Annotated in this window: 28 protein-coding genes and 1 pseudogene; 22 read left to right on the forward strand and 7 right to left on the reverse strand. The window is 53.3% G+C overall.

From position 1 onward, the window contains the following. Positions 1–4 precede the first annotated feature (4 nt). The 14 genes and pseudogenes from C1J03_RS26115 (at position 5) to C1J03_RS17345 (ending at position 12,765) form a co-directional block, all read left to right on the forward strand. Positions 5–478 (forward strand): annotated as a pseudogene (locus C1J03_RS26115) (DUF1007 family protein). Between the two features lie 8 nt (positions 479–486). Then, entirely contained in the window at positions 487–1,062 is a 576-nt protein-coding gene (locus C1J03_RS17280; RefSeq protein ID WP_114887715.1) for a nickel/cobalt transporter, read from the forward strand. Then, positions 1,059–1,349 (forward strand): hypothetical protein, encoded by a 291-nt coding sequence (locus tag C1J03_RS17285; protein WP_114887716.1) that lies wholly within the window; start codon positions 1,059–1,061, stop codon positions 1,347–1,349. The genes C1J03_RS17280 and C1J03_RS17285 overlap by 4 nt, the downstream gene beginning before the upstream one ends. 74 nt (positions 1,350–1,423) lie before the next feature. After that, positions 1,424–2,506: a CobW family GTP-binding protein gene (locus C1J03_RS17290; RefSeq protein WP_174234475.1), complete on the forward strand. Its 1,083-nt coding sequence runs from the start codon at positions 1,424–1,426 to the stop codon at positions 2,504–2,506. Between the two features lie 12 nt (positions 2,507–2,518). Next, positions 2,519–3,727 (forward strand): GTP-binding protein, encoded by a 1,209-nt coding sequence (locus C1J03_RS17295; protein WP_114887718.1) that lies wholly within the window; start codon positions 2,519–2,521, stop codon positions 3,725–3,727. Further along, complete coding sequence (locus C1J03_RS17300) at positions 3,724–4,359, forward strand: DUF1826 domain-containing protein (protein WP_114887719.1); 636 nt, start codon at positions 3,724–3,726, stop codon at positions 4,357–4,359. Before C1J03_RS17295 ends, C1J03_RS17300 begins: the two co-directional genes overlap by 4 nt. Beyond that, complete coding sequence (locus tag C1J03_RS25790; RefSeq protein WP_114887720.1) at positions 4,356–4,613, forward strand: DUF6525 family protein; 258 nt, start codon at positions 4,356–4,358, stop codon at positions 4,611–4,613. Before C1J03_RS17300 ends, C1J03_RS25790 begins: the two co-directional genes overlap by 4 nt. 498 nt (positions 4,614–5,111) lie before the next feature. Next, the gene (locus C1J03_RS17310; protein WP_114887721.1) at positions 5,112–6,119 is read left to right on the forward strand and encodes a BMP family protein; all 1,008 of its coding nucleotides are present in this window, start codon (positions 5,112–5,114) and stop codon (positions 6,117–6,119) included. Between the two features lie 6 nt (positions 6,120–6,125). Then, positions 6,126–7,667: an ABC transporter ATP-binding protein gene (locus C1J03_RS17315; RefSeq protein ID WP_114887722.1), complete on the forward strand. Its 1,542-nt coding sequence runs from the start codon at positions 6,126–6,128 to the stop codon at positions 7,665–7,667. Next, entirely contained in the window at positions 7,657–8,706 is a 1,050-nt protein-coding gene (locus C1J03_RS17320) for an ABC transporter permease (RefSeq protein WP_114887723.1), read from the forward strand. The genes C1J03_RS17315 and C1J03_RS17320 overlap by 11 nt, the downstream gene beginning before the upstream one ends. A 2-nt stretch (positions 8,707–8,708) precedes the next feature. After that, complete coding sequence (locus C1J03_RS17325; RefSeq protein ID WP_114887724.1) at positions 8,709–9,653, forward strand: ABC transporter permease; 945 nt, start codon at positions 8,709–8,711, stop codon at positions 9,651–9,653. Continuing rightward, the gene (locus tag C1J03_RS17330; protein WP_114887725.1) at positions 9,653–10,936 is read left to right on the forward strand and encodes an amidohydrolase family protein; all 1,284 of its coding nucleotides are present in this window, start codon (positions 9,653–9,655) and stop codon (positions 10,934–10,936) included. Before C1J03_RS17325 ends, C1J03_RS17330 begins: the two co-directional genes overlap by 1 nt. Before the next feature lie 799 nt (positions 10,937–11,735). Next, positions 11,736–12,110 (forward strand): MarR family winged helix-turn-helix transcriptional regulator, encoded by a 375-nt coding sequence (locus C1J03_RS17340; protein WP_162798577.1) that lies wholly within the window; start codon positions 11,736–11,738, stop codon positions 12,108–12,110. Position 12,111: 1 nt separating this feature from the next. Then, positions 12,112–12,765, forward strand: a complete 654-nt coding sequence (locus C1J03_RS17345) for a hypothetical protein (protein ID WP_114887728.1) — start codon at positions 12,112–12,114, stop codon at positions 12,763–12,765. Positions 12,766–12,907: 142 nt separating this feature from the next. On the opposite strand, the gene C1J03_RS17350 is transcribed toward C1J03_RS17345, so the two are convergent. Beyond that, a complete protein-coding gene (locus C1J03_RS17350) occupies positions 12,908–13,207 on the reverse strand; it encodes an ArsR/SmtB family transcription factor (RefSeq protein WP_114887729.1) in 300 nt (99 codons plus the stop codon). Between the two features lie 65 nt (positions 13,208–13,272). On the opposite strand from C1J03_RS17350, the gene C1J03_RS17355 reads away from it, so the two are divergent. After that, on the forward strand, positions 13,273–14,085 hold the full coding sequence (locus C1J03_RS17355) for an alpha/beta fold hydrolase (RefSeq protein WP_114887730.1): 813 nt from the start codon (positions 13,273–13,275) through the stop codon (positions 14,083–14,085). Positions 14,086–14,203: 118 nt separating this feature from the next. Here the strand turns inward: C1J03_RS17355 and C1J03_RS17360 are convergent, their stop codons facing one another. Then, positions 14,204–15,223: a zinc-binding alcohol dehydrogenase family protein gene (locus C1J03_RS17360; RefSeq protein ID WP_114887731.1), complete on the reverse strand. Its 1,020-nt coding sequence runs from the start codon at positions 15,221–15,223 to the stop codon at positions 14,204–14,206. A gap of 188 nt (positions 15,224–15,411) precedes the next feature. Here C1J03_RS17360 and C1J03_RS17365 point away from each other — a divergent pair, with 188 nt between their 5' ends. Beyond that, positions 15,412–16,347, forward strand: coding sequence for a LysR substrate-binding domain-containing protein (locus tag C1J03_RS17365; protein ID WP_114887732.1), 936 nt, complete (start codon positions 15,412–15,414; stop codon positions 16,345–16,347). Between the two features lie 40 nt (positions 16,348–16,387). Here the strand turns inward: C1J03_RS17365 and C1J03_RS17370 are convergent, their stop codons facing one another. Next, positions 16,388–17,269, reverse strand: a complete 882-nt coding sequence (locus C1J03_RS17370; protein ID WP_368073907.1) for a LysR family transcriptional regulator — start codon at positions 17,267–17,269, stop codon at positions 16,388–16,390. A 132-nt stretch (positions 17,270–17,401) separates the two neighbouring features. Between C1J03_RS17370 and C1J03_RS17375 the strand changes: the two genes are divergently transcribed. From C1J03_RS17375 to C1J03_RS17400, 6 genes are read left to right on the forward strand one after another with little or no spacing between them, the layout of a single operon-like run. Further along, on the forward strand, positions 17,402–18,025 hold the full coding sequence (locus C1J03_RS17375; RefSeq protein ID WP_114887733.1) for a glutathione S-transferase C-terminal domain-containing protein: 624 nt from the start codon (positions 17,402–17,404) through the stop codon (positions 18,023–18,025). Then, positions 18,022–18,396, forward strand: coding sequence for a nuclear transport factor 2 family protein (locus C1J03_RS17380; protein WP_114887734.1), 375 nt, complete (start codon positions 18,022–18,024; stop codon positions 18,394–18,396). The genes C1J03_RS17375 and C1J03_RS17380 overlap by 4 nt, the downstream gene beginning before the upstream one ends. A gap of 11 nt (positions 18,397–18,407) precedes the next feature. Further along, positions 18,408–18,614: a tautomerase family protein gene (locus tag C1J03_RS17385; protein WP_114887735.1), complete on the forward strand. Its 207-nt coding sequence runs from the start codon at positions 18,408–18,410 to the stop codon at positions 18,612–18,614. A 5-nt stretch (positions 18,615–18,619) separates the two neighbouring features. Continuing rightward, a complete protein-coding gene (locus C1J03_RS17390) occupies positions 18,620–19,597 on the forward strand; it encodes an NAD(P)H-dependent flavin oxidoreductase (RefSeq protein WP_114887736.1) in 978 nt (325 codons plus the stop codon). Positions 19,598–19,602: 5 nt separating this feature from the next. Beyond that, a complete protein-coding gene (locus C1J03_RS17395; protein WP_114887737.1) occupies positions 19,603–20,013 on the forward strand; it encodes a GFA family protein in 411 nt (136 codons plus the stop codon). Next, positions 20,010–20,345 (forward strand): NIPSNAP family protein, encoded by a 336-nt coding sequence (locus C1J03_RS17400; protein ID WP_114887738.1) that lies wholly within the window; start codon positions 20,010–20,012, stop codon positions 20,343–20,345. Before C1J03_RS17395 ends, C1J03_RS17400 begins: the two co-directional genes overlap by 4 nt. A 334-nt stretch (positions 20,346–20,679) precedes the next feature. Here the strand turns inward: C1J03_RS17400 and C1J03_RS17405 are convergent, their stop codons facing one another. From C1J03_RS17405 to C1J03_RS17420, 4 genes are all read right to left on the reverse strand, one after another. Further along, on the reverse strand, positions 20,680–21,768 hold the full coding sequence (locus tag C1J03_RS17405; RefSeq protein WP_114887739.1) for a tyrosine-type recombinase/integrase: 1,089 nt from the start codon (positions 21,766–21,768) through the stop codon (positions 20,680–20,682). Positions 21,769–22,141: 373 nt separating this feature from the next. Next, the gene (locus C1J03_RS25395; RefSeq protein ID WP_162798579.1) at positions 22,142–22,339 is read right to left on the reverse strand and encodes a hypothetical protein; all 198 of its coding nucleotides are present in this window, start codon (positions 22,337–22,339) and stop codon (positions 22,142–22,144) included. Between the two features lie 397 nt (positions 22,340–22,736). Then, entirely contained in the window at positions 22,737–23,978 is a 1,242-nt protein-coding gene (locus C1J03_RS17415) for a PfkB family carbohydrate kinase (RefSeq protein WP_162798580.1), read from the reverse strand. Beyond that, positions 23,978–24,829: an amidohydrolase family protein gene (locus tag C1J03_RS17420; protein WP_114889061.1), complete on the reverse strand. Its 852-nt coding sequence runs from the start codon at positions 24,827–24,829 to the stop codon at positions 23,978–23,980. Before C1J03_RS17420 ends, C1J03_RS17415 begins: the two co-directional genes overlap by 1 nt. Positions 24,830–24,838 lie beyond the last annotated feature (9 nt).

A 24,838-nucleotide genomic window follows, 5' to 3' on the forward strand; every position in this document is an offset into this window, starting at 1 on the left:
CGGGATTCACACACATCCGCTTGTCTTTGTTGAAGCGCGCACTGGCTTTATTTTTAGAGCTGACGGACAATTGAAAGCGCTTCGCATTTCATGGGCTTACGACGAATTTACAACGCTTATCTTGTTTAAATCGCTGAATTTGGATCAGGAAGGAGATGGGTAAATAAATGATGCTGACCGCGCTGCAATCGTAGAGGGTGAAACCAATTGGGACAGCGCATATAAGGGCGATGTCTATCCTGAATTCGAGGGCCAGGCCTATCCGCTGGGACGCCCGGAAGCTGCTGCTGTCACGCTTAACAACAATCAAGTCGAAGTCTCATTTGATTTGCCATTGCCGCACCCTCTGAGGATTGACAATACGCCCGTATTTCTACGTCTTTATGATCCATTTTTCTACTACGCCTATGCCATTGTACCCGCGGTAGAAAATGTCGGACGCCTCTTCTCTGATGAGGTGCAGCTCACATTTGGTTGAGATTTGGTGTGATCGCTTTGTGTATCTTGGCTGTCGGTGCCGTTGCTTGGGCCATGGTGCATTGGTTTGAAATTCAACGATGGGCCGCTGGTGAACAACGTACATTCCAGAACGTGATGGCTGGTGCGCTTAGGGGTATTCAAGCGGGTGATCCACGTTCCGTCTGGACGTTGTGTCGTGCGACGGCCGCTTATCGTTTCTTCCACGCCCTTGGACCCGGGCATGGGAAAGTGCTGATCGGCGGAGCCGCCCTTGCCAGTGGTGCCACCCTAAAACGGTTGAGTACACTGACGGTTCTGTCCAGTTTGGCACAGGCAGCGACGGCCATCCTTTTGGTCGGTGGTCTCTATTTTCTCCTACAAATAGGGTCCGCTGATCTCGCTGACCTCACAGGGATTTGGCTTGCCCCAGCGAGCTATGTGGCTATTGCCGCGATCGGGGTTGTTTTAATATTTCGTAGCGTACGAAGTTGGCACAAAATCCACCAATCCAAGCAGATCACACACGGCTGCTGTGGCCACGCGCATGGTCCAAGTGCCGGCGACGTGGCAACGCTGAGACAACACGCGATGCGGTCGCTTTGATCGCCAGCATTGCGATAAGACCTTGCACTGGCGCATTGTTTGTTCTGGTGATCGCGGCTCGTTTTGATGCATTTGCGGTTGGATGCGTTGCCGTGATCACGATGGGCCTCGGAACCGCCGCGTTCAACTTGACTGTTGCGACCTCCGGCGTCGCCGCACGGCGGTTGGCTGGTCTTGGGGCACGGAAGCACTATGGGGTGCAAGCCATCTCGGTGATGCCGCATTTGACGGGAGGCGTCATGATTCTCGCCATCAGCATTAGGATGTTGTTGCCCTATTTGCATTAAAGCATCTTGATTATTCACGTAATGTTATGTCATAACATTACAAAACGAAAAGCTAAGGCAGGTTGACCGATAACATGGCCGCAAAAGATACTCGCTTACCAGTTACCTTGCTGACAGGGTTTCTTGGTGCGGGAAAAACAACACTCCTCAACGCGATCATAGCCCAGCCAACCGGACCAAGGATCGCTGTCATCGTGAATGAATTGGGCGAAGCGGGGCTAGACCACGATCTAATTGAGTCCGTGGACGAAGAAGTTGTCTTGATGAAATCTGGTTGCCTGTGCTGTTCCATTCTCGGTGATCTATCACGCACCCTGCAAGGTTTGGCTGCCCGCAAACAAGAAAACCGCCTGACCTTTGACCGTGTTGTGATTGAAACAACGGGTCTCGCCGATCCCGCCCCCATTCTACAGACGTTTCTGGTTGATACTTATCTGGCACGGAATTTTCGCATCGACGGGGTTGTCACGGTGGTGGATGCAGCAACTGGTCCGGGCACGCGCGACCGTCAATTCGAAGCCGTTTCGCAAGTTGCGATGGCGGATTTGCTTGTCCTTAGTAAGACCGATTTGGTGTCCGAGAGCACGTCATGGGCATTTGAAACACGGCTACGATCACTCAATCCAACAGCAGATATTTTGCGGGCGGATCATGCTGTGGTGTCAACCGCAGCCCTTTGGGATTTAAGTGGCATGCGCCCTGAGGGAACATCAGATCAGGCATTGGCATGGCTGATACCACCTGTACCCGAACCTGCTTTTGTTTCCAGCGATCCACATGATAACCTTTCAAGTTTTGCCGCACCCGCGACACCCACGGCCCCGCTGCCAAGACATGACGCGCGGATCGGATCGGCGTCCCTTGTCCTGGACAATCCTATTCCCCCTGATGCGTTTGATCTTTGGCTCGACACTCTCATCAGACTGCGCGGACCCGACATCCTGCGCGTGAAAGGCATCGTACATCTGGTCGGGATTGAGATGCCGTTTGTGTTTCACGGCGTGCAGCATCTTTTTGACCCACCGCTGCCCTTGCACGACTGGCAGGGCAAAACCCGTCAATCGCGCATCGTTGTCGTTGCCCGCGACATCACCCGCTCGGAGCTTGTCTACAGCTTTGAATTGCTGCGCGCCCATCAAACCGCCGAAACCGCATAAGGATAATTCCAAATGACCCAAAAACTTCCTGTCACTGTTCTGTCCGGCTTTCTTGGGGCCGGAAAAACCACACTCCTTAATCGTGTCCTGAACAATCGCGACGGTCTGCGTGTTGCGGTCATTGTAAATGACATGTCCGAGGTGAACATAGATGCCGACCTTGTGCGCGCCGATACAGAGCTAAGCCGCACAGAAGAAACGCTGGTCGAAATGTCGAACGGATGCATTTGCTGCACGTTGCGCGATGACCTGCTGGCAGAGGTGCGCGGGTTGGCGAATGAGGATCGTTTTGATTACCTACTGATCGAATCCAGGGGCATTTCCGTACCGCTTCCCGTCGCCGCTACTTTTGATTTTCGCGATGAAAATGGTGAAAGCCTGTCGGATGTCGCGCGTCTTGATACGATGGTCACCGTCGTGGACGCTGTGAACTTGCTGCGTGATTATTCCAGTCACGATTTTCTGAAGGACCGAGGCGAGACACTTGGTGAAGACGATGAGCGCACCTTGGTCCACCTGTTGGTCGAACAGATAGAATTCGCGGATGTCGTGGTGTTGAACAAGGTCGCAGACGCTACAGCACACCAAGTCGACACCGCCCGTCAGATCATCCGCAGCCTGAACGCAGATGCCAAGATTATCGAGACCTCCCATTCGGATGTACCCGCAGCTGCAATTCTGGACACAGGGTTGTTTGATCTTGAGAAGGCGCACGAACATCCCATGTGGGCCAAAGAGCTTTATGGCTTTGCAGATCACGTGCCAGAGACCGAAGAATACGGCGTCGCCTCATTTGTCTATCGTGCGCGCAGACCGTTTGAACCTGAAAAAGTCATGGCGGTTTTGAATGGCGACTTAGCGGGTGTGATCCGCGCAAAAGGGCATTTCTGGATCGCTACACGTCCCGATTGGGTGGCTGAATTTTCGCTGGCTGGCGCGTTGTCGTCGATCAAACCTATGGGCACATGGTGGGCGTCCGTGCCAAAGGATCGTTGGCCCGAACATGACAGTATTCCCAGCTATATAACGGCGCACTGGCAGGAACCGTGGGGCGACCGTCGGCAAGAGATCGTCTTTATTGGCGCAGGAATTGACTGGGCCGAAATCAGGGGACAACTGGATGCAGCGCTCGTCTCGGAAGACATCGCTAAATCGCCTGACACCCTGCCAAACTTTCCAGATCCGTTCCCCCTATGGCGTCGGGCGGAACAAGCGGCATGACCTTGATGCAAGACTTACTGCAAAATTCTGTAACCGGCATTGGTGTGACGCAAGTGCCCGAGAACCTCAATATTCTGGCAACGCAGGACTGTGCTGCGGCGATCTGGCAGCGGCGACCCTTGCCAGATTTTCAAACGTGGATTGACGGGTTAGACCCCGCTATTTTGCCATCAGTTCGGCTGATCTTAAAACCGCAGGACGTGGTCACTGTTCTGTCCGAAGTTTGCGATACGTCGTTGGTGACGGACAGGTCACATTGGCGGCACCTCATCAAGGATATAGCGAAACTGTCACGTCTCTTTTGCGACTTGATGACTGCCCCCTATGTACGCCTGCGACTTGAACCGATCACCTCGAATGCCTGCCGCAAGTTCCATATCGACGCTATAACTGCACGGCTTGTTTGCACATATCGCGGCACGGGGACCCAATATGGCATCTCCCACGATGGCGCTGAACCCGAACGCATCTTTACGGTCCCAACGGGCACGCCGATACTTCTGCGCGGCACACTTTGGCCAGAACAGCCCCGATCAGGTCTACTGCACCGATCACCACCCATTGAAGGGTCAGGTGAAACGCGGCTGGTTCTGGTTTTGGACCCCATCTGCGATCTGGAAGACGAGACATGACTGGTAATCTTGGATCCACAGCACTTAAGAGACGCCGCCGCGCAGCAGGCCCGATGATGACGTATGACAGGCTGCCTCAACCCCTTCGAAGTTGGCTTGCTGAAGCGGCACTTCCTTGGTCTCCAAAATCATGCGAACGCATTTGGGAGAAGGCGCGAAGCAACGGCCTCAGCGTCGATGACGCAATCGTTGTGCTGACCGAAGCGGAGCGGAAAACCCTTTCCCGGGAAAAGCAATGCGTTTTGGTAAATTGAGGCACGACGATCTGATTTTGAAGCGAAGCAAATAAGAGATCACTGGCCATCGGTGTAAGATTTTAGGAACGGAAACTACCTCGTCGAAAATATTGTAGTTGGTTTGCAGCAATACGTTCTATTGCATGGCTTTTACACGATGAGGAGGAGCTTTTGTAATCAGCCAGGATCGACTTGCTAGAATGACCGGTTCGGGGAAATATACTGCGTTGGCAAACGAGCGATGCTGCACATGCGAGCAATTTCTGCATGAGCATTGGCCGCGGCTGCACAAGTCCGCTTTGTCCGCACAGCAGTCATTGGAGGCTGTCGCCACGAATGGCTGCTTTGAGCCCAACTTGCGCATGGGATGCCCCCCCCCTCACGTCAAAAAGTTACGAGTTGAAAGCCCTATTAGGCAGATGGTGGGGAGCACTGCCACCTCGACCAATCAACAAATTTCTTGACCGAATGGTTAAATAAGGCGTTACTCTGACGAAACGAGGAAGGGATGATACGATGTTAAAAACTACAAATATTAACCGCCGGTACTTCTTGGCGACGACCGCAGCAACATCACTGATACTTGGGGCTGGGCGGGCCATGGCTGCAGAACCGATCAAAACGGCAGGTATCTATACAGTACCAGTCGAGCAGCAGTGGGTCAGCCGCATCCATAAAGCAGCACTTGGCGCGCAGCATCGTGGCGACATCGCTTATTCATTCTCTGAGAATGTTAGCAATACCGATTATGCACGTGTGATGCGCGAATATGCCGAGGCCGGAAACACGCTGATCATCGGCGAAGTCTTTGGCGCTGAACAAGAGGCGCGCGAAGTCGCCGCTGAATATCCAAATGTAGCGTTCTTGATGGGATCAAGCTTTAAGGAAGATGCAGCCCTGCCTAATTTCTCGGTCTTTGACAACTATATCCAAGACGCGTCTTACCTATCTGGCATCATTGCTGGTGCTATGACGGAGACTGGTAACATTGGCATGGTTGGTGGCTTCCCGATCCCCGAAGTGAACCGCCTGATGCACGCATTCATGGCTGGCGCGCTTGAAATGAACCCCGATATTAAGTTCCAAGTCAGCTTTATCGGAAGCTGGTTCGATCCACCAAAGGCCAAAGAAACTGCATTCGCGATGATCGAAAACGGTGTGGATGTTCTTTATGCTGAACGGTTCGGTGTTTCTGATGCCGCGCAGGAAAAAGGTATCCTTGCCATCGGTAACGTCATTGATACGCAGGCGGACTATCCTGAAACGGTTGTTGCCTCTGCTATTTGGCATTTTGAACCGACGCTGGATAAAGCCATCGCCGAAGTGCAGGCCGGAAGCTTTGCGGCGGCGGATTATGGTGTCTATTCCTTCATGAACCAAGGTGGGACAAGTCTTGCGCCTTTGGGCACGTTTGATGGCAAAGTTCCTGCAGCGGCACTTGAGTTGGTCGCGCAACGTGAGGCTGAGATTAAGTCAGGCGCTTACTCGGTCACGATTAACGACAACGAACCATCGTCGTCTTAATCGAACATGTCCAACGACAAAGTTGAGGCGCTTTCCCTTAACGCCATTACCAAACGTTTTGGAGAGCTGACCGCAAACGATGCGGTCAGCCTTTCCGTGGACGTTGGTGAAGTTGTTGCCCTTCTGGGTGAGAACGGCGCGGGGAAAACCACACTCATGAATATTTTGTTCGGCCAATACACGGCCGATAGCGGAACGGTCCGCGTATTCGGTGACACATTGCCACCCGGTAATTCCCGGGCCGCATTGGATGCTGGTGTCGGTATGGTGCACCAGCACTTTACGCTGGCCGATAATCTGACCGTTCAAGAAAACATCACGTTAGGTGTTCATTCGCTACTGAAACCGAGTTTGGGTCGCGCAGCGGCCAAGGCACGGATTGCGGCGCTGTCACAGAAGTTTCATCTTGCTGTCGCGCCAAATGCGCGTGTCGGAACCCTGTCCGTCGGAGAGCGTCAGAGAGTTGAAATACTCAAAGCACTCTACCGCGATGTACGCATTCTGATCCTTGATGAACCGACCGCAGTATTAACACCGCAGGAAACAGACGACCTGTTCGCAACACTTAAGCTTGCCATCGCCGAAGGCCTGTCGATCATCTTCATCTCGCATAAATTGCACGAAGTTATGGCGATTGCAGATCGTGTTGTTGTGCTCCGGCATGGAAAGATGGCAGGCGGCGTAAATACAAAAGACACCGATAAGAACGCGCTGGCCGCGATGATGATGGGGATTGAGGCAACACCACCGCAGGTCTCACCCGCAAAACCGGGCGCGCCCCTGCTTGCGCTACGCAATGTCACGACGCCCGATGTAGGTAGTGTACCTGGTTTGAAGTCTGTTTCATTGGCCTTGAAAGCGGGTCAGATCGTCGGTCTTGCGGGCGTGTCTGGCAACGGACAAGCCGCGATGGCTGACGTCGTTGGTGGATTGTTGAACCCAACCGAGGGTCAAGTCATTTTGGGCAGCGAAACTGTTCAAAAATGGACGCCCCGTATCGCTGTGCAAAGCGGCATCGCACGAATTCCCGAAGACCGGCACAGGACCGGCACCATTGCTGATTTTGACCTCGTTGAGAACGCTATATTAGAGCGGTACAAGTCCGCCCCCTTTAGCAAGGGCGGTTGGTTGAACTGGCGCAAATCAAGGGCCTTTGCAGACGGTATTATCGATAAGTACGATGTGCGGTGCCCTGGTTCAGACACGCCGATCCGGCTGCTGTCTGGCGGAAATATGCAAAAGCTGATCCTTGGGCGTGTGCTTGAGGCTGATCCACAGATCATTCTGGCAAATCAACCAGTTCGCGGTCTTGATATCGGCGCGGTTAACTATGTGCATAGTCAACTTCTTGCCGCGCGGGAACAGGGGGCAGCGGTGCTGTTAATTTCTGAGGACTTGGATGAGGTCATGGCGCTTTCGGATGTGATTCATGTCATTGCCGAGGGGCGACTTTCTCCGGAATTTAAGCGAGGCGAAATGACTCCAACGCAACTGGGGCTTTGGATGGCCGGTCAAGGATTTGAAACGGACATCGCCCATGCGTCTTGAGCCGATCAAGAACCCGACACCGGCCCGGAAGTTGGTCCCACCTGCAATCGCGCTCATCTCGACCGTCGTGATCGCGTCGCTTTTGGCGATGGTCGCAGGTGCAAACCCGTTTTCGGTTATTGGATTGATCCTTAAGGGTGCGTTTGGCTCGAAATTCGCAATTCTTGAAACGCTAAATCGTGCAACTCCTTTAATTTTCACTGGCCTCGCGGTCGCGGTCGCATTCCGTGCGAAGTTCTGGAACATCGGAGCGGAGGCGCAGCTGTATGCGGGTGCGCTTATGACTGTCTTACTCGGGACCGGCGTTTTGCCTTGGCCGAGCTTCATGATCTTACCGGTGATCATTGTTGCATCCATCTTAGCTGGGGCCATTGTCCTTTTGGTTCCCGCGCTCCTTAAAACGCGGTTTGGCGTTGATGAGGTCGTCACGACATTGCTGTTTAACTTCATTTTCCTACTGTTTATCTCAATGCTCCTTGAAGGCGTGCTCAAGGACCCGATGGGCATGGGATGGCCTAAATCGGCCCGCATCATACCCGAAGCGAAATTGCCACGAATTGTGGATGGGTTGCGCCTGCATTGGGGTTTTGGACTGGCGATCTTCTCGGCCATTTGCATTTGGATCATCCAAACCCGCAGCACGTTGGGGTATGAAATGCGCGCCGTCGGGCTAAACAAGGATGCCGCTGCATTCGCGGGTATTCCGGTTAACGTTGTGATCGTGAAGACGGCACTCCTGTCTGGCGGCCTTGCTGCATTGGCAGGGTTTTCTGAGGTGGCTGGATTAAAGGGAAGCCTAACGCTCGATCTGTCGCCGGGTTTTGGTTACACTGGCATCATCGTTGCGATGTTGGCCTTGCTGAACCCGCTTGCCGTGGTCGTCGCCGCGCTGTTTGTCGCTGGTATTTTTGTGGGCGCAGATAGCATGAGCCGCGCTGCAGACGTACCCACATATCTCGCCGACATAATGCTTGCGACAGCACTCCTTCTTATGGTGCTGGCAATCATGTTGACGCGATTTCGTGTGGTGAGGGACTAACCATGGAAATTATCGAAATCCTCTTCACAGCCAGCTTTTGGGCCGCAGCAATTCGCATCGCTAGCCCATTGATCTTTGCCACATTGGGAGAGTTGATATGCGAGCGTGCTGGCGTCTTGAACCTTGGTATTGAGGGCATCATGGTCGCGGGCGCATTTGCAGGTTGGATGGCGGTCTATTCCGGTACTGGACTTTGGGCCGGCGTAGGCGTTGCGATGTTGGTGGGGATGTTATTTGGCCTGCTGCATAGCACACTCACCGTGCCCTTCGGCTTGTCTCAGCATGTTGTTGGCCTTGGTGTCACTTTGCTTGCAACGTCTTCCACTTATTATGCATATCGGCTGGCGTTGCCAGAGGTCACAAGCCCGCCAAAAATCGAAGCGTTCCAACCGTTTGAAATCCCGATCTTGTCAGACATCCCATTGCTTGGTCCTGCGTTGTTTTCGCAAACACCGTTGACGTATCTCGCCTTCATTCTTGTTGGGGTCGTCGGCGTGGTCCTCTATCGCACCCCCCTTGGCCTCGCCGTACGGGCGGCCGGTGAGAACCCTGCTGCCGTCGCGGCTCAAGGCCTATCTGTCACGGCCATACGTATGGGAGCTGTTATGGTGGGAAGCGGTCTGATGGCAGTTGGCGGCGCGTTCCTAACCATGTCGGCATTCGACAGCTTCTTCTTTGAGATGGTCAACGGCCGTGGTTGGATCTGTATTGCATTGGTTGTCTTTGGATCCTGGAAACCCGGTAAGGCTCTGCTAGGCGCGGTTCTTTTCGCTGCTTTTGATGCGCTGCAAATTCGCGTGCAACAGACAAGTTTGGGCACACAAATCCCCTACCAGATTTTTCTGATGATGCCTTATATCCTATCGATATTCGCGCTTATCCTGATGTCACGGCGTGCCGAAGTGCCTGCCGCGCTTATGGTGCCATTCAATAAAGGAGAACGCTGATGTTTGATCTGATCGTCAAAGGCGGCACATTGCCAGATGGGCAAGTCTCGGACATTGGAATAGTAGGCGATAAAATCACGGCCATTGGGTCACTTGATTCCTCGGAAGCTGGCAAGGTGATTGATGCATCTGGCGATTTGGTCAGCCCACCTTTTGTCGACCCGCATTTTCACATGGATGCGACACTGTCCTACGGCCTGCCTCGGATCAACGCATCCGGCACGTTGCTTGAAGGGATTGGACTATGGGGCGAACTTAAACAGGTCATGACCCAAGACGATATCATTGCGCGGGCGCTCACCTATTGCGATTGGGCGGCGAGCATGGGGCTCTTGGCTATTCGCAGCCATGTTGACACATGTGACGATCGGCTTTTGGGGGTCGAAGCGCTGCTTGAAGTTCGAGAGCAAGTCAAAAACTACATCGATCTACAACTTGTCGCCTTTCCACAGGACGGTTTTTACCGCGATCCCACCGCGCGTGAAAACACCATCCGCGCCTTAGACATGGGTGTCGATGTTGTTGGGGGTATCCCACATTTTGAACGCACCATGGCAGACGGCGCGACGTCGGTGAAAGAACTCTGCGAAATCGCAGAGGCGCGTGGTTTGCAAGTGGACATGCATTGCGACGAATCCGACGATCCACATTCACGGCACATCGAAACTCTCGCATACGAAACGAAGCGGTTGGGCCTCAATGGCAGGGTTGCGGGATCGCACCTGACGTCGATGCATTCGATGGACAACTACTATGTCTCAAAATTGCTTCCGCTTATTGCCGAAGCAGAAATCAACGTGATCCCAAACCCGCTCATCAATATTGTCCTGCAAGGGCGGCATGACACCTTCCCCAAGCGCCGTGGTTTGACGCGCGTAAAGGAAATGTTGGCTATGGGTATCAATGTAGGGTGGGGTCAGGATTGCGTGCTCGATCCGTGGTATTCGCTTGGCACTGCCGACATGCTTGACGTGGCCTTCATGGGATTGCATGTCGCGCAAATGACCAGCCCGTATGATATGCGGACATGCTTTGATATGATCACCGTAAACAACGCCAAAACGATGGGCCTGACAGACTACGGGCTACACGTTGGCGCTAAGGCGTCCTTGGTTGTCCTTGATGCCAGCAACCCGATCGAAGCCCTGCGTCTACGTCCTGCCCGACTTTATGTCGTCGCCAACGGCCAAATCATTAGCCAGTCGCCCCGGGCCGACGCAACACTATCGCTGCCAGAACGCCCAAAATCGTCGCGAAGAAGGCACGGCTCTAACACCGCGTAATTTAAGACGCACCAACACTGGTTTTGATAGGCTAAATCGTTTCAGCACAGAAATGTTGGTACTAGATATAGGATACCAAAAGCGGCCATTGAAAATGAGCCGTGAACAGTCGTTTTGTCAGGATAACAGTCGCTGGTGCAGGGCGCAGCGAATGGGGGCCCAAGGCCAATTTTGTTGAAAAGTCCCGTTTTTAAACTAAGTTTGAGGAGCAGCAGGTCGCTCACCGACGAGGCAAATTTCATTGAAGGGGTCGGCCAAACTGGAGACTTCGCTCCGACTGGGCGAAACAACGACCTTCGCGAAAGCTCTAATCTGGCACCAGGCAAAAACCCGTTTCTGCCAGAAAAAATTGACTTCAAAACCTTCGAGGTTTCAACAGAATGACTCCTTAATGTAGGTTTTATGCAGTGCCGAGAATACTAATTTCGGTTAAGTGCGATGCGTGGCACGGAGTGTTTCCGAAGGCCCATCGCTTACCCTAACGTTTCTCTTCGACAGCCCTTTGTGTCGCCTCGAAAGGTTTCGCATTCCAAGCACGGCAATTCCAAAAACGAAGATTTTTGCGCTATGCTAAGGTTAGTTATTCGACGTAGGGCGAGAATTGAGCGGCATTGGTTTTTCGAGGGCTGCCCATTTACATGTGTACACAAGTATCTCTTGAAGTTTGGTCAAGGTTGAGTATGAATGAATTCAATTGAATGCATACGCAAGGAATTACATGTTTAACCCCCTCACCGATTGCTTAAACCTCGCGAGCAGACGCTTAGCTCGGGTTTCGGCCAGAACCTATGATCGAGCAATGGCCGATACTGGCTTAAAGGTAACACAGTTCTCTGTCCTCACAGCGGTAGGCCATGCCCAGTCACATGACCTACCTCTGAGGGATATCGCGGACGCTATAGATATGGACCAATCGTCTTTGACGCGCGCTGTAGGTGTTTTTGTCAGGGACGGCTTTGTCGAATTGAATACTGGCAAGGACAGGCGGCAAAAAACTGCGCGTTTGACAGAAAGAGGTGAGGCACTGTTAGAGCAGGCAACGACAGCTTGGAGGAAAGCCCAGACCGAACTTTATGAGATTATTGGGCAAGAAAAGCTCGAAGATGGGCGGCAAAATATGCACGCCTTACGGAAAAAATTATCGGCCTCGAATAACCATCAAGTAAGGAATTGAGATGACGTATCTTGAAGCTTCAGAAGCGCAAATCGCACGACCAGAATTTGCAAAACCTATGCTCGTGCTGGTTGTTGTTTGGTTATTCGCAATCGTCTTGCTAGGGCGCGCGGGCGTTTTTCACACCGCCCCGAGTGACCCACCGGCACTAACGCTTTTGGCGATGTTACTTCCCCCGCTGCTCTTTCTTTTTGCGATGCGCTTGAGCTGGTTTCGCACTCACGTCCTCAGCATCAACCCCATCTGGCTTAATGGCATGCAAGGGTTGCGCATTTTGGGTGCGGGGTTCCTGTTCGTTGCGGCCTATGGCCACCTTCCGGTGATATTTGCGTTCTTTGCAGGTTGGGGCGATGTACTTGTCGCGTTTCTCGCGCCGCTTGTGGTGGTTAAGCTGGCCGCAAACCGTGCATTTCTGGCATCACCACGATATTTGGCATTTCACATCATCGGGCTGCTCGACTTTGTTGGGGCGGTTCTTTCGGGTCTAGTCTCCCGAGGAACAATCCCTTTCGTTGCTGAACCGCAATCAACCGCGGCGCTCGCCAGCCTTCCACTATTGCTCATTCCTTGTTTCGCGGTTCCCCTTTGGATTTGCCTACACATCGCAGCGTTGGCGCAACGGCGTGAGTTCATGAAATCCCAACGTGGCGGATGATTAGGGCGAGGCAATTCATCCTTTTGGGTTCAATCCATATTTCTCTGGATACCTGCAACCCTCCCAAAACGACCGCTCTAAGGTGTTCGTATTGGGAGGGGTATGCGGATGCGATAAACGTTCGAAAAAATCCAAGTTTCGCCTAGTTCAACAAGGCAGAAAGCTCGGACAGGGCTTTTTTGATCCCCGCCTCATCACGTTTGTAAAATGTCCACTGAGCGATACGGGTTGGCGTCACAAGACCGGCTTCCTGCAAGATTTTCATTTGCGACGTCGCCGAGGGCTGCGCGATGCCAAGCTTGTCGGCAATGAACCCCACACAGACACCGTCCTTGACCAGATTGCCCGTGTGTTGTGGCGGGAAATTCGCAATAGGGTCAACGAGCCATTTCAGGACTTGTTGACGGCGTTCGCTTGAAAGGGCTTTTGCAGCCGCGCTCATAGCTTGACTCCTATATAGGACACTTCCTATATTAATGTGAAACACAGATTAAATCAAGGACAGCTATGTTAGAGCTTCCAAATACATTCGATCATTACGGAACGTCGGTCGCATGGGGCCATATGGGTGACAGCCCGCCTCTTGTCTTGCTGCACGGCACGCCCTTTTCGTCGCAAGTTTGGCGGCGGATTGCCCCGTTGCTCGCGTCCCGATTTACCGTGTATTTCTTTGATCTCATCGGATACGGGCAGTCGGAGAAACGTGACGGACAGGACGTTTCCCTGAACGTCCAGAATGATCTGCTTGCCGCACTCTTCGCTCATTGGGACCTCGATAAACCTGAAGTTCTGGCGCATGACTTTGGTGGGGCAACTGCGATGCGGGCGTGGCATCTGAACGATCTGCGCTATTCTCGCCTGACGATTTTTGATGCTGTAGTGGTGCGCCCGTGGGGGTCCCCTTTCGTTGCGCACGTGCGTCAACACGAGGCGGCCTTTTCTGGAATGCCGCCCTATATGCACGCGGCCTTGCTACGGGCCTACCTTCAAACCGCGGCCTGTCTGCCCCTCTCGGAAGAAGCTTTTGATGTCTACATGAGGCCTTGGCTGGGCAATGTTGGCCAACCTGCGTTCTACCGACAGATTGCACAGATGGATCAAGCGCAGACCGATGAGATTCAGGATCACTATGGCCCAATGGATTGCGAGGTCCGAGTGCTTTGGGGGGACAAAGACCATTGGGTTCCATTCAAGCAGGGACAAGAGTTCGCAAATTTGATCGCTGGTGGACAGATCACGCGCATTGAAAACGCGGGCCATCTTGTTCAGGAAGACGCACCTGAAGCTGTCGTTGAGGCCATGCTCGACCGTTGTGACTAGGATCGCTTGGTATGGATCCGCTTAAGGAAAATACCCCATGCCTGACGTGATGGGATTTGGGCGACTACGGGCTGAGATCAGCAATTCCGTTGATTTGCCCCAATGACTATAGCCCCGATTAAGTGTTGATACCCGAAAGCGTCGCTTTTCCAATCATCTGTCCTGCCTCAATACGAGCATGCCCCTTTCTGATATTTGCAGCGGAAATTTTGCCCATACCTTCGGTTCTGGTGTGCAGTATCGTTCCGGAATCAATCATCTTGGCAACCTGCCGCAGGACATCGCCTTGGGCAGGCATTTTGTCTGTTGCGTACAGTGATCGGGTAAACATCAGCTCATAATTGATGCGCACGCTTTTCCCCATGAACAGGTCAAGATCCAGTTTAGCTTTTGTACTGGCGACCAAGCAAATCGCACCTTCGGGAGCGATAATTTCAGCCATGGTCTCCCAATACGGGATGTTGCTGCTGAGGTTCAAAATCAAAGGAACGGTATCATGGTCCAAGTTAACCAGTTGCTCCTTTAGATTTTTTGAGTGGTCAATAACGTGATGGGCACCCATTTTGAGGCACCAGTCCTTGCTCTCTTTGCGTGACGCTGTCGCGATGATCTTGCACTTTGAAAGCTGGCGCGCAAATTGAATGGCCATTGACCCAAGCCCCCCTGCACCACCAATGATCAAAAGCGCGGTATTCTCGTCTGTTAGTCGGTCAATCTCCAGACGGTCAAACAGCGCCTCCCATGCCGCAAGTGCGGTCAGGGGAACGCAGGCGGCCTCCTCTGGCGTCAGCCTTGTAGGTTTTGGGCCGACAATCCGTTCGTCAACAAGCTGCAGCTCCGCGTGGCAACCTGGACGGTTGATCTCACCCGCATACATGACCATGTCGCCGGCTTTGTATTCTGTGACTTCATCGCCGACGGCCATTACCTCGCCGCAGGCATCCCAGCCTAAGATGGCTGGTTCTGCCAGCTTGCCGACAATATCGTGCCGTTCTTTGAAATCCACGGGGTTCATAGATATCCCGTGAATACGAACAAGCAGATTTTTGCCCCTGGCAACTGGGTCTGGCAGTTCAAAATCTACAAAGCTCGCCACATTACTTGTCGGGAGGTTTTCGAGGACACCAACAGCTTTCATTTCACGTTTTCCAATTTAGGGCCGCAATCAACGCGACGTTCCGGTGTGTGTAGCGCAAGCCCGCCAATCTCGGTTCCCATGAAAAACTACCTACGGCGTTAGAAATTCTAATGGTATAGGGTGTACAAAGTGAACGGGACTGTGAACGTTGCCCAGCCAAGGCGCTTTTGGGTCCGGGAGAACCTCAAATGAGAATACTACCACCACTGAATTCATTGCGCGTTTTTGACGCTGTTGCACGCAATCGAAGTTTATCAAGGGCCGCTTCAGAGCTACGTGTCAGCCCATCCGCCGTGAGCCAGCAAATAACCAACCTAGAAGACTGGATGGGTGTGAGGTTGCTGGACCGGTCTTCTAACAAAACCAGCCTAAACACGAATGGCCATCAGTTTGCCAAGTTGATAAATCAAACATTTGATAAGCTTGAAAAAGATGTATCGAAGATACGTGAGATTAAGAATGATGACGACATCAGGCTGAGTATTTTACCGTCTTTGGCGGCTAGATGGTTGATACATCGGCTACCGCAGTTCCGAGCCTTGCATCCGAACTTCCGCGTGATGATCGAAGCAACCTTTGATCAGACGGACTTCAATCAGAGCAATCTGACACTTGCAATAAGGTCAGGCATAGGCGTGTACCCCGGATGCCATGCAACAAAGCTTTTGGACGAATATGTGTCCCCAGCTTGCAGCCCCGATTATTGGAATAAACACGCCGTTGCACTGGAAGACATCGGGACCCAAGAACTTCTTGCAGATCATACTTTCGGCATAGAGAATACCAATCTCGATTGGCGCACTTGGTTGGAACGGGAAAACGTCCAGCCAATCGGTAACCTTAAGCCAAGCCAGTTGTTCACGGACAGCAACCTAACAATTCAGGCGGCGGTCAATGGTGAAGGGTTCATGCTTGGTCGGAGTGTTCTTATCAGCGAAGAGATCGCACGAGGTACGCTGATCGAACCCTTCCCAAACAAGCAGATTTCCGACTGGCCGTACTTTGTGGTTTACCCTGAAGGGTATCATCCACCGCGGGCCGTCCTTAAATTATTCGTCAATTGGCTTCGGGAGCAAGCCGACGAAACCCCAGGAAATATCAGAAGCGATGTCACGGCGACCTAAAATTTACTAATTGGCACAACGACGAAATTAGTGAGCTTTGCTACGCTTTCTGGGAAAGTTGCTCCCAGATTGACTGGGCAACAATGCCGACGTCTTTGTCGCGCTTGCGCATTTGAAACAGGTGCGATTGGCGTGTTTCATAACCTTCAACATTGAGAGCCACCAAGGCTCCCTGAGCCAATTCATCTTCGATCATATGTGTCGGAATGCCGCCCCAGCCTAGCTTCGCCAGCAAGATTTCCTTTTTTGCTGCAAAGTCCGAAACGGTCCAGCGAAGCCCGCCTGGAAGCAGATCCCTGCTTTGCGCAAACTCACCACTACTGCTGTCAGCAACGACGACTTGTGTATAGCTTTGCATTTCGCTGACCGTTTTCATGTGCGAACTTCGCGCGGGTTCAAAATCTGGATGGGCCACTGGCATAATTGTGACCTGCGCAAAGGACAACGCTTCGACCTGATCAACGGGAACGCCATCCATCGTCGCGATGATGATGTCGGCGTCATTGCGCAGAAGCCGCTCAATCGGTCCTCCCATGCTTTCGCGGGACAATCTTACATGCGTGGCGGGAAATCGATCCCTGATGGTGCCGATGATTTCGAGAACCGGTTTAAATGGAAACGTAGCAGTCACTGCCAAAAATACCTCTGGCTCCTGCTTGGCATTCAGGTTCTTCGCAACGATGTTCAGCTCTTTCATTTGCTGCATGACGCGTGTTGCTTGCCGGTAAAACACCTCTCCCGCTGGGGTTAAGGTTGGTCTGTATTCTTCACGCGACAGCAGAATGATATCGATCTGATTTTCTAGTTTTTTGAGCATGTGGCTAATGGCAGATTGGGATTTGTTCAACCGCTCGGCCGCGCCGCGAAAGGTCCCTTCTGTTACGATCGCATGCAGCACAACCAATTGCTCATATGTTATCACGCGGCGCACCCTTTCGATTAAGATGATTAGAATAATAGATCATCATGCTGAGATTTCAATATTATCAGTGAGGCGTTATTATCGGTACCGTTCCCCAAGTCACATTGCAAAACCTCAGAAAGGGAACCTCTGATGAAACTTCACTACAAACCTGGCGCGTGCTCAATGGCATCGCACATCATCTTAAACGAGCTCGGCGCGTCCTTCGAACTCGACAAGACAGACACCGAAACGGGTAAGACCGAAGCAGGTGAGGACTTCCGCACAATCAGCCCGAACGGCTATGTCCCTGCTCTGATCACCGATAGCGGTGAGGTCATAACGGAGAATCCTGCCGTCCTGCAGTACTTGGCCGATCAATCACCCGATGCTGGGCTTGCACCGCCAAACGGAACGCTCGCCCGCAGTCGGCTTCAGGAAGCCCTCAATTTCGTGTCGTCCGAGTTGCATAAATCCTTCAGCCCGTTTTTCTCGGGTAGGGAACTTGCTGGCGACGCAAGACAGAAGGCCGAGGCTGGCGTCGGACGCCGTGCAGCCCATATCGAGCGAAGCCTCGCAGACGGCCGCGCCTTTCTTCTGGGTGACACTTTTACTGTCGCTGACGCCTATGCTTTTGTGGTGCTCAATTGGGCAGGTTTTGTCGGGGTGAGCCTTGACGCGCATCCCAAAACCCAAAGCTATGTTGCGCGCATTGCGGCACGTCCTGCTACGATCAAGGCGATGGTCGCCGAAGGTCTCATGGAGCAGGCAGCATGACTGAATTTGCTGCAGTGACCAGCGTGTTGGAGATCTACTTCGATGGTCTCTACCACGCCGACGTCAAAATGCTACGAAGCGTGTTCCATCCAAAAGCGATCTATGCAACCGCGGACGAAACACCGCTTCTCCATCGCACGATGGAAGAGTATTTTCCGGTGGTAGCCAAACGCGTATCCCCATCATCACGCGATGAACCACGCCGTGACGTGATCGAAGGGATCCAATTCGCGGGCGATAACACTGCCCTAGCCCGTCTGCGGTGTTCTATCGGTACAAAGGATTTTATCGACTTCCTTACGATTGTACGCACCAATGGCGAATGGAAGATCATGTCTAAGGTTTTCCACATGAAAGAACGCGAAATCTGAGAGGAACTGATATGCCCTATGTAAACATCAAGGTAACCCGTGAGGCCGTCACGACCGATCAGAAGGCCGAATTGATCAGCGGCGTTACCGACCTGCTGGTCCGGGTTCTCGGCAAGTCGCCGGCGACGACTTTCGTCGTCATTGACGAAGTCGCGCTTGAGGATTGGGGCGTTGGTGGCGTTCCGGTTGAACAGTACAGACGCAAAATGGCGAGTTGACCGAAATGTCTATTCGCACGCCTCTCTGCGATCTGTTCGACATCGAACATCCCGTTCTATTGGCACCCATGGCTGGTGTTAGCGGCGGCGCACTTGCCGCCGCGGTGAGCAATGCAGGCGGTTTGGGTCTGATCGGTGGTGGTTACGGTGACGCCGATTGGCTCACCCGCGAACTCGATGCTGCAGGCGATGCGCGGATTGGGGTTGGCTTTGTCACGTGGTCGCTAGCGCGTCAGCCGCACTTGCTCGATCTGGCCCTTGATCGTGCGCCCGCAGCGCTGATGCTGTCATTTGGTAATTTTCAGCCGTTTATCGCCAATATTGGGGCCGGTGAAACAAAACTTATCGTTCAGGTGCAGACACTTGAGCAAGCGCGCGAAGCTGTGGACGCTGGCGTTGATGCCATCGTCGCACAGGGCACCGAGGCGGGCGGACACGGCGGGGCCAGAGCCACGCTGCCTTTCGTTCCTGCGGTCGTCGATATTGCCCAGGATATTCCGGTCATCGCGGCTGGCGGCGTTGCAGACGGGCGTGGTTTAGCCGCGGCTCTGGCCCTTGGGGCCGCAGGCGTGTTGTGCGGAACCGGCTTTTTTGCCAGCAACGAATCCCTCGCGAGCTTCAATGCGAAACGGGACGCGCTTCGTGCCAGCGGTGATAATACTGAACGCAGTTCCGTCTTCGACATGGCGCGCGGTCTCGATTGGCCAGACGGTTGGAACCTCCGCACGATGCGAAATTCCTTCACGCGGCAATGGAGTTCGGACATCGAGGGCCTCAGGCAAAACCTTCCCGAGGAACAAGCGCGTTTTGAAGCCGCGCGGAATCTGGACGACACAGATATTGCCCCAGTGATTGTCGGTGAAGCCGCCGATTTCGTTAGGGTTATCGAGCCCGCCCAAGATACCCTGCACCGAATGGTGACGCAGGCTAAAGATCAGTTGCAACGCATTAGCAGACTTGTTGCGCCACATAGTGAAGGATAGCGAAGATGCAAAAAATCAAAGGCGGCTGCCTATGCGGTGCAGTTTCGTACGAGGTCGACAACAACTTCGAGAAACTGTTTTTGTGTAGCTGTGAGCAGTGCCGCCAAATCTCCGGGTCGGCGTTTGCCTCTAATTTGTTCGGGGCCATCGAAGGCTTCGATTGGCTAAGCGGCAATGGCGAGATCGAAAATTACCAGATGCCGGGGCGGGATATCTCCAAGTCGTTCTGCCGGGTCTGCGGGTCAGGTGTGCCTTGGGCCAGTGGCGACGGAACAAAGATGATCGTTCCCGCCGGGTCCTTGAGTGGTCCCGCGATCGTTGCCGAACGTCTAAGAATATTCACCTCTGAGCAACCCTTTTGGGCGTCGGACTTAGAGCAAATCCCCGCACATGCGAAATTTCCGGAGCCCTCATGATTACGTGTCACGTGACCTATAAGATCGACCCCGCCAAAATCGACAGTTTTGAGGTCTATGCAAAAGCATGGATCCCGCTGGTAGAACGGTTTGGCGGTACACATCATGGATATTTTCTGCCGCACGAGGGGCCGAATGACCTGGCCTTTGCGGCATTTTCATTCCCATCTCTGGCGACTTATGAAACTTACCGAACGGACAGCGCAGCCGATCCAGATTGCATTGCAGCGTATGATTTCGCCGTCAGAACCAAATGCATCTTGAGATACGATAGACATTTCCTCCGACCTGTTCTGGACGGAGATATATCAGGTGTCCTTGATCAGACTTAGCGCGACGTCTAATAACCCGCGCCATAGGAAATGCAGAGTGCCGCGCATATTCTTGGCCCAAGACCATAGGCAATCTCTAAGAATGCAAAGCAGCCCTTGACGCTGGGACCTGTTGATAGGTCCAAAGCCTAACTATAGGCGGACGATACAATGAAACCGGCAACCATCAAAAACTCTCCCCCTGCACATTTCACGTATTAGCCTTTCCTCATATTTCTCTTTTGCAGCGAGGGTCTGATCGGTATTTGCAGCGTATGTCTCAAGGAGTTCAGAGTTGTCTTCCACACCACGGCAAAGGCCCAGCTTCCTAATTCGAGCTTTGCTAGAAAGTCTATTAGGCTGAAGTGCTTGAGTTGATACGACCCGTGATTTCGCTGCATGCAGCTTCCATTGAGGGACGAAGTGCAACCAGTGACGGCCGAGTGTATCTTTGCCCCGTGATCGACAACCTAGTATGATTGAGCAACCGACCTACGATCTCTTCCAGAACGCCCGCTTCCATTGCAACCGTTGCAAATGTCCTGCGATGCATATGTGGGTTATATTTGAGCCTTTCCGGTTTTGTGATGTGCCCAACCACTGATTTTGGAGAAGGAAACACCCACTGTCGGCTGAGAGGCCGCAACGGCGCTAGGATCTCATGATGCAACTGTAAGATGGGCAGGTCGAAACTCCGGCCGTTTTTGGTCATGGGCAGGTGGATATGATCTTCGTGGATACTGCTCCACTGAAGAGTCAGCGCCTCGGTTTTTCTTAGGCCGGTAAACAGAAGAAACTCATAGAACACGCGGTGTATCGGGTTGTTCAGATCGTCGATCGTTTGCCGCCACGCCTTCAAGTCATCAATAATACGGCCGTCCGGTTTTTCCGCATACCATTCGATTGCCATGGTAGGGCATTCGGGCAGGTCGTAAGTCCGACGCGCATGGTTATAGATTGACCGAAAGGCGCGAAGCACATGGTTGGCCCCAGACGGCATCTTCGCCAATTCCTGGTGGCGGCGAACAACCATCGCTTTGCTAATCTCATCCAGGGGCAATCGCATCCAATCTTTTAAATGGAGTTCCAGTTGCCTTCGTGTGCCACTCTTGTGGACCTCAGAGCGCAACTTTGGGCGCGCCAAGTAGACTTCCGTCGCAGCTTCAAGCGTAGGCGCGCCTATCTGCGCCGCCTTCCCTGCCCCCCTGCCCATCTCCAGAGCAAACCCAAGTGCAGTTTGTCGTGCAGCCTGCGCTGAGATCGTTGGGAACCGGCCAATCAGAATGCGTTTGGTCTGACCGCCTACGTCTTTCTGGAAATACCAGGTCTTGGATCGCTTCCCCACGAAGAGCACCAAGCCCTTGATTTCGGAGTCCCAATACTTGTCGGTTCCCGCTCTCGCATGCGTCAATTTCCGCGCAAACGTCTCTGATAGCTTTGGCATTCTTTGTCGGCGTTTTGTGGGTAACGGTGTGCAAGCAGGTGCTACCTCATGCAGCTCAACGCGATATTAAAGCAAACAAAAACAATTGGTAAGCAGCTCAGTGATACTGCGCGATACTCAGGAATTTAGCTTGAAAAACTGAGGTCTTAACCAATATACAACGCCCGCTAGGCAAAAAATCCATACCTTTATGGGCGTCTAGTTAGCCAAAAAAGATAAGCTAAAAAGATCTACACTCCAACAACCGCCACAGGCCCAGAGCGACATGACAAGGTCCTAGCTGATGCCTCACTGTAGGCGCCCAGAACGGAGGTGATTGGTGGCGATTTTGGTCCTCTGCTAGCGGTTTCGATCTTGTATCATGGCGAAAGGACTACGACGCTGAACGGGCAGTACGCCGCAAGGGCGCGTCAGCCACTCGACGACGTATTGATTGGCTCACAACAGCGGTGCCGGGAGTGCTGAAAACCAACATCTTCGCGACACCATCGACCGAAATGGCGAACATGCCGACCAGCACCACAGACGCTTTCGATTTGCTGCTGGCGACGTTCAAGCCGCGTTTCGTCATTGCCCACGGCGGGCCAGCAGCAAAACATCATGGAGGGTGGATCGATGGCCAACTGATAGCTTGCCCGCACCTTTTTCGGGCGGGGTATGTCGTAGTCGGTGATGCAATCGAATTGGTTGTGGCCGGGAGAGTGCATTGAAGCCGCATATCGCAAGCTAGGTAGGGTCTGGACCTATAAACCTTTAATGTTGTGAATGTCGCCATGGCGAACATTGAGCCTTACCGCAGCGCGCCCAAAACAGATGTGAAAAAGCCTCGTTGCGTCCGCGAGGTGCGGAAATGTGCCGCGCCGCTGGAAGAAATGTAGTCAATCAGATTGCTCGTTTCAAAAGTGGTTCAATTTGCAACGAAACGGGCACTTTACTCACGATTTGTCGGCCGCAATCGATTGAACCAATTAGGTTAAATGGAACACTTCTTCCATTTCGGCCCACCATTCGCCTCCTGCACGGGTCTCGAATGGGTCCTGCATCGGCCCGCAGACCGCCCACCATTCTTGCGTGATGGGATCAGCGGCAATGGCCGCATTGTCGGCTTCAAAATCGCTTCCAGTATACTCGAAATAACCAAACATCAGGAATTCGGGTTGCTTGAGGTAGATAGAATAGTTGGCGAAATTGGAGGCTTCCAAGCGGCGTAGGACGCCGGGCCAGACATCGGCGTGGAGACGTTTGTATTCTTCCAGATGTTCAGGCATGAGGCGGATGACGCTGCCCATGCGGCGGAGTGTTGGGGCTGGAGATAGCGGCAAGACAGCACCTTGATGTGCTACGACACGCGCAGCCAATTGGTGGGCTTCGGACAAGGCGTCTGTTTGTACTCCGCCGGATGCGATGGCCGCGAGATAGGCACCATTGAAGCTGTCTCCGGCCCCTGTTGTGTCGACAACGGTGCGGGCTTTGGCGAAGCTTTGCACGTTGTCAGACAATGGAATTTGAACCGGTCCAGCATCGCCGCATTTTAACGCGCCGGATTGCGCGCCTGCTGCAACAATTCGGTTAACAATGGTGGTGGCGTTACTGTCGCCGAAGAGTTCCGCTTCATCCTCATGTGACGGCAGGGCGATATCTGTGATGTCCCAGAAGCGTGCAATCTCGCGCTTTGCGGTGTCTGAAGAGTCCCACAGTTTGCGGCGGTAATTTGAGTCGAACGCGACCCGAAGGCCCGAGGCGCGCCGCGCCGCCAAAGCGTGCCAAAGCCGGTCGCGAGCGTCTTGGGTTAGGATCGCGAGGCTAATGCCCGACAGATAGACCAGGTTTGCCATCTCGATCGCCGCAAGGTGCGGTGAAGCGTCCGTTGAAAACATGGCGCGCGCGGCGGATGTTTCACGCCAGTAATGGAAACACCGCTCGCCGTGGGCGTCATTTTGGATGGCATAGATGCCGATTTGCCGTTCCGGATCACGCGTCATGTACGTCGTGTGGATACCCTCGCGTGTCATCAGCTCCAGGGCTGCCTCAGAGAGGGCGTCAGTCCCAATCGCGGTCACGTAGTGGACTGCTATGTCATGGTTCTTGGCAGCACGCGCGCAATAGATCGCGGTGTTCAATGTGTCACCGCCAAAAGCGACGGAAAGGTTCGCTTTACCGCGCGAGATTTCCGCCAACGGTTCACCGATGCAGGCAATGTGATAGGTCATCAAGAGAGCTCCAAGCCATAAAAACGGGTGGCCGTCCCGCCATAAATTTCCGCGCGTTCCTGTTCTTGCAGGTCTGCGAACAACTGATCGGTCACGGCCCGCCATTGGTCGTAGTCCCCTGCGAGGTTCAGAACAGGCCAGTCGCTCCCCCACATGATCCGCTCTGAGCCAAAGTGTTTAACAACGTGGTCAATGACGGGGCGCAGAACGTCCGCGTTCCAATCAGGCCCAGCTTCATTGGCAAGGCCAGATATTTTGCACATCAAATTGGGCAATTCGGCCAAGCGAGCCATCTGATCACGCCAGTAGTCACCGGCGTCGGCACCTTTAGCGACGACAGGCTTTGCGCAATGATCGATGACAATAGGCAGCTGAGGCAGATCAGCGGCCACACGGGCAAGAACATCCAGATGGCGTGGGACCACAAGAGCATCAAGCCGCAAACCGCGCTCAGCAAGGGCAACCAAATTACCCACGACGGCAGGTCGAGCAATCCAGTTGGTGTCTTTGATGTCTTGGAGCATGGGGCGCACCCCCTTGAAGGCGGCGGAGGCCATCAAACGGTCCAACACATCGGGGCAACTGGGATCTTCAAGATCTACCCAGCCGACCACGCCTTTGATGAAAGGAGTTTCTTTGGCCAAGCCAAGAAGGAACTCGGTTTCGGTCACTGTCGCTGCCGCTTGGACGACAACCGTCCCTGCAAGCCCATGTTTTTCAAGCAATGGTAACAGGTCGGGCGGAAAAATATCGTGCCGAATAGCAGCGACATCGTCCGTCATCCAATCATAGTCACCACGTGAAATTTGCCAAAAATGCTGATGCGCATCGATCTTAGGAAGTGAAGACATCTGACGTTC

The organism is Sulfitobacter sp. SK012, from assembly GCF_003352085.1.
Lineage (GTDB): Bacteria > Pseudomonadota > Alphaproteobacteria > Rhodobacterales > Rhodobacteraceae > Sulfitobacter.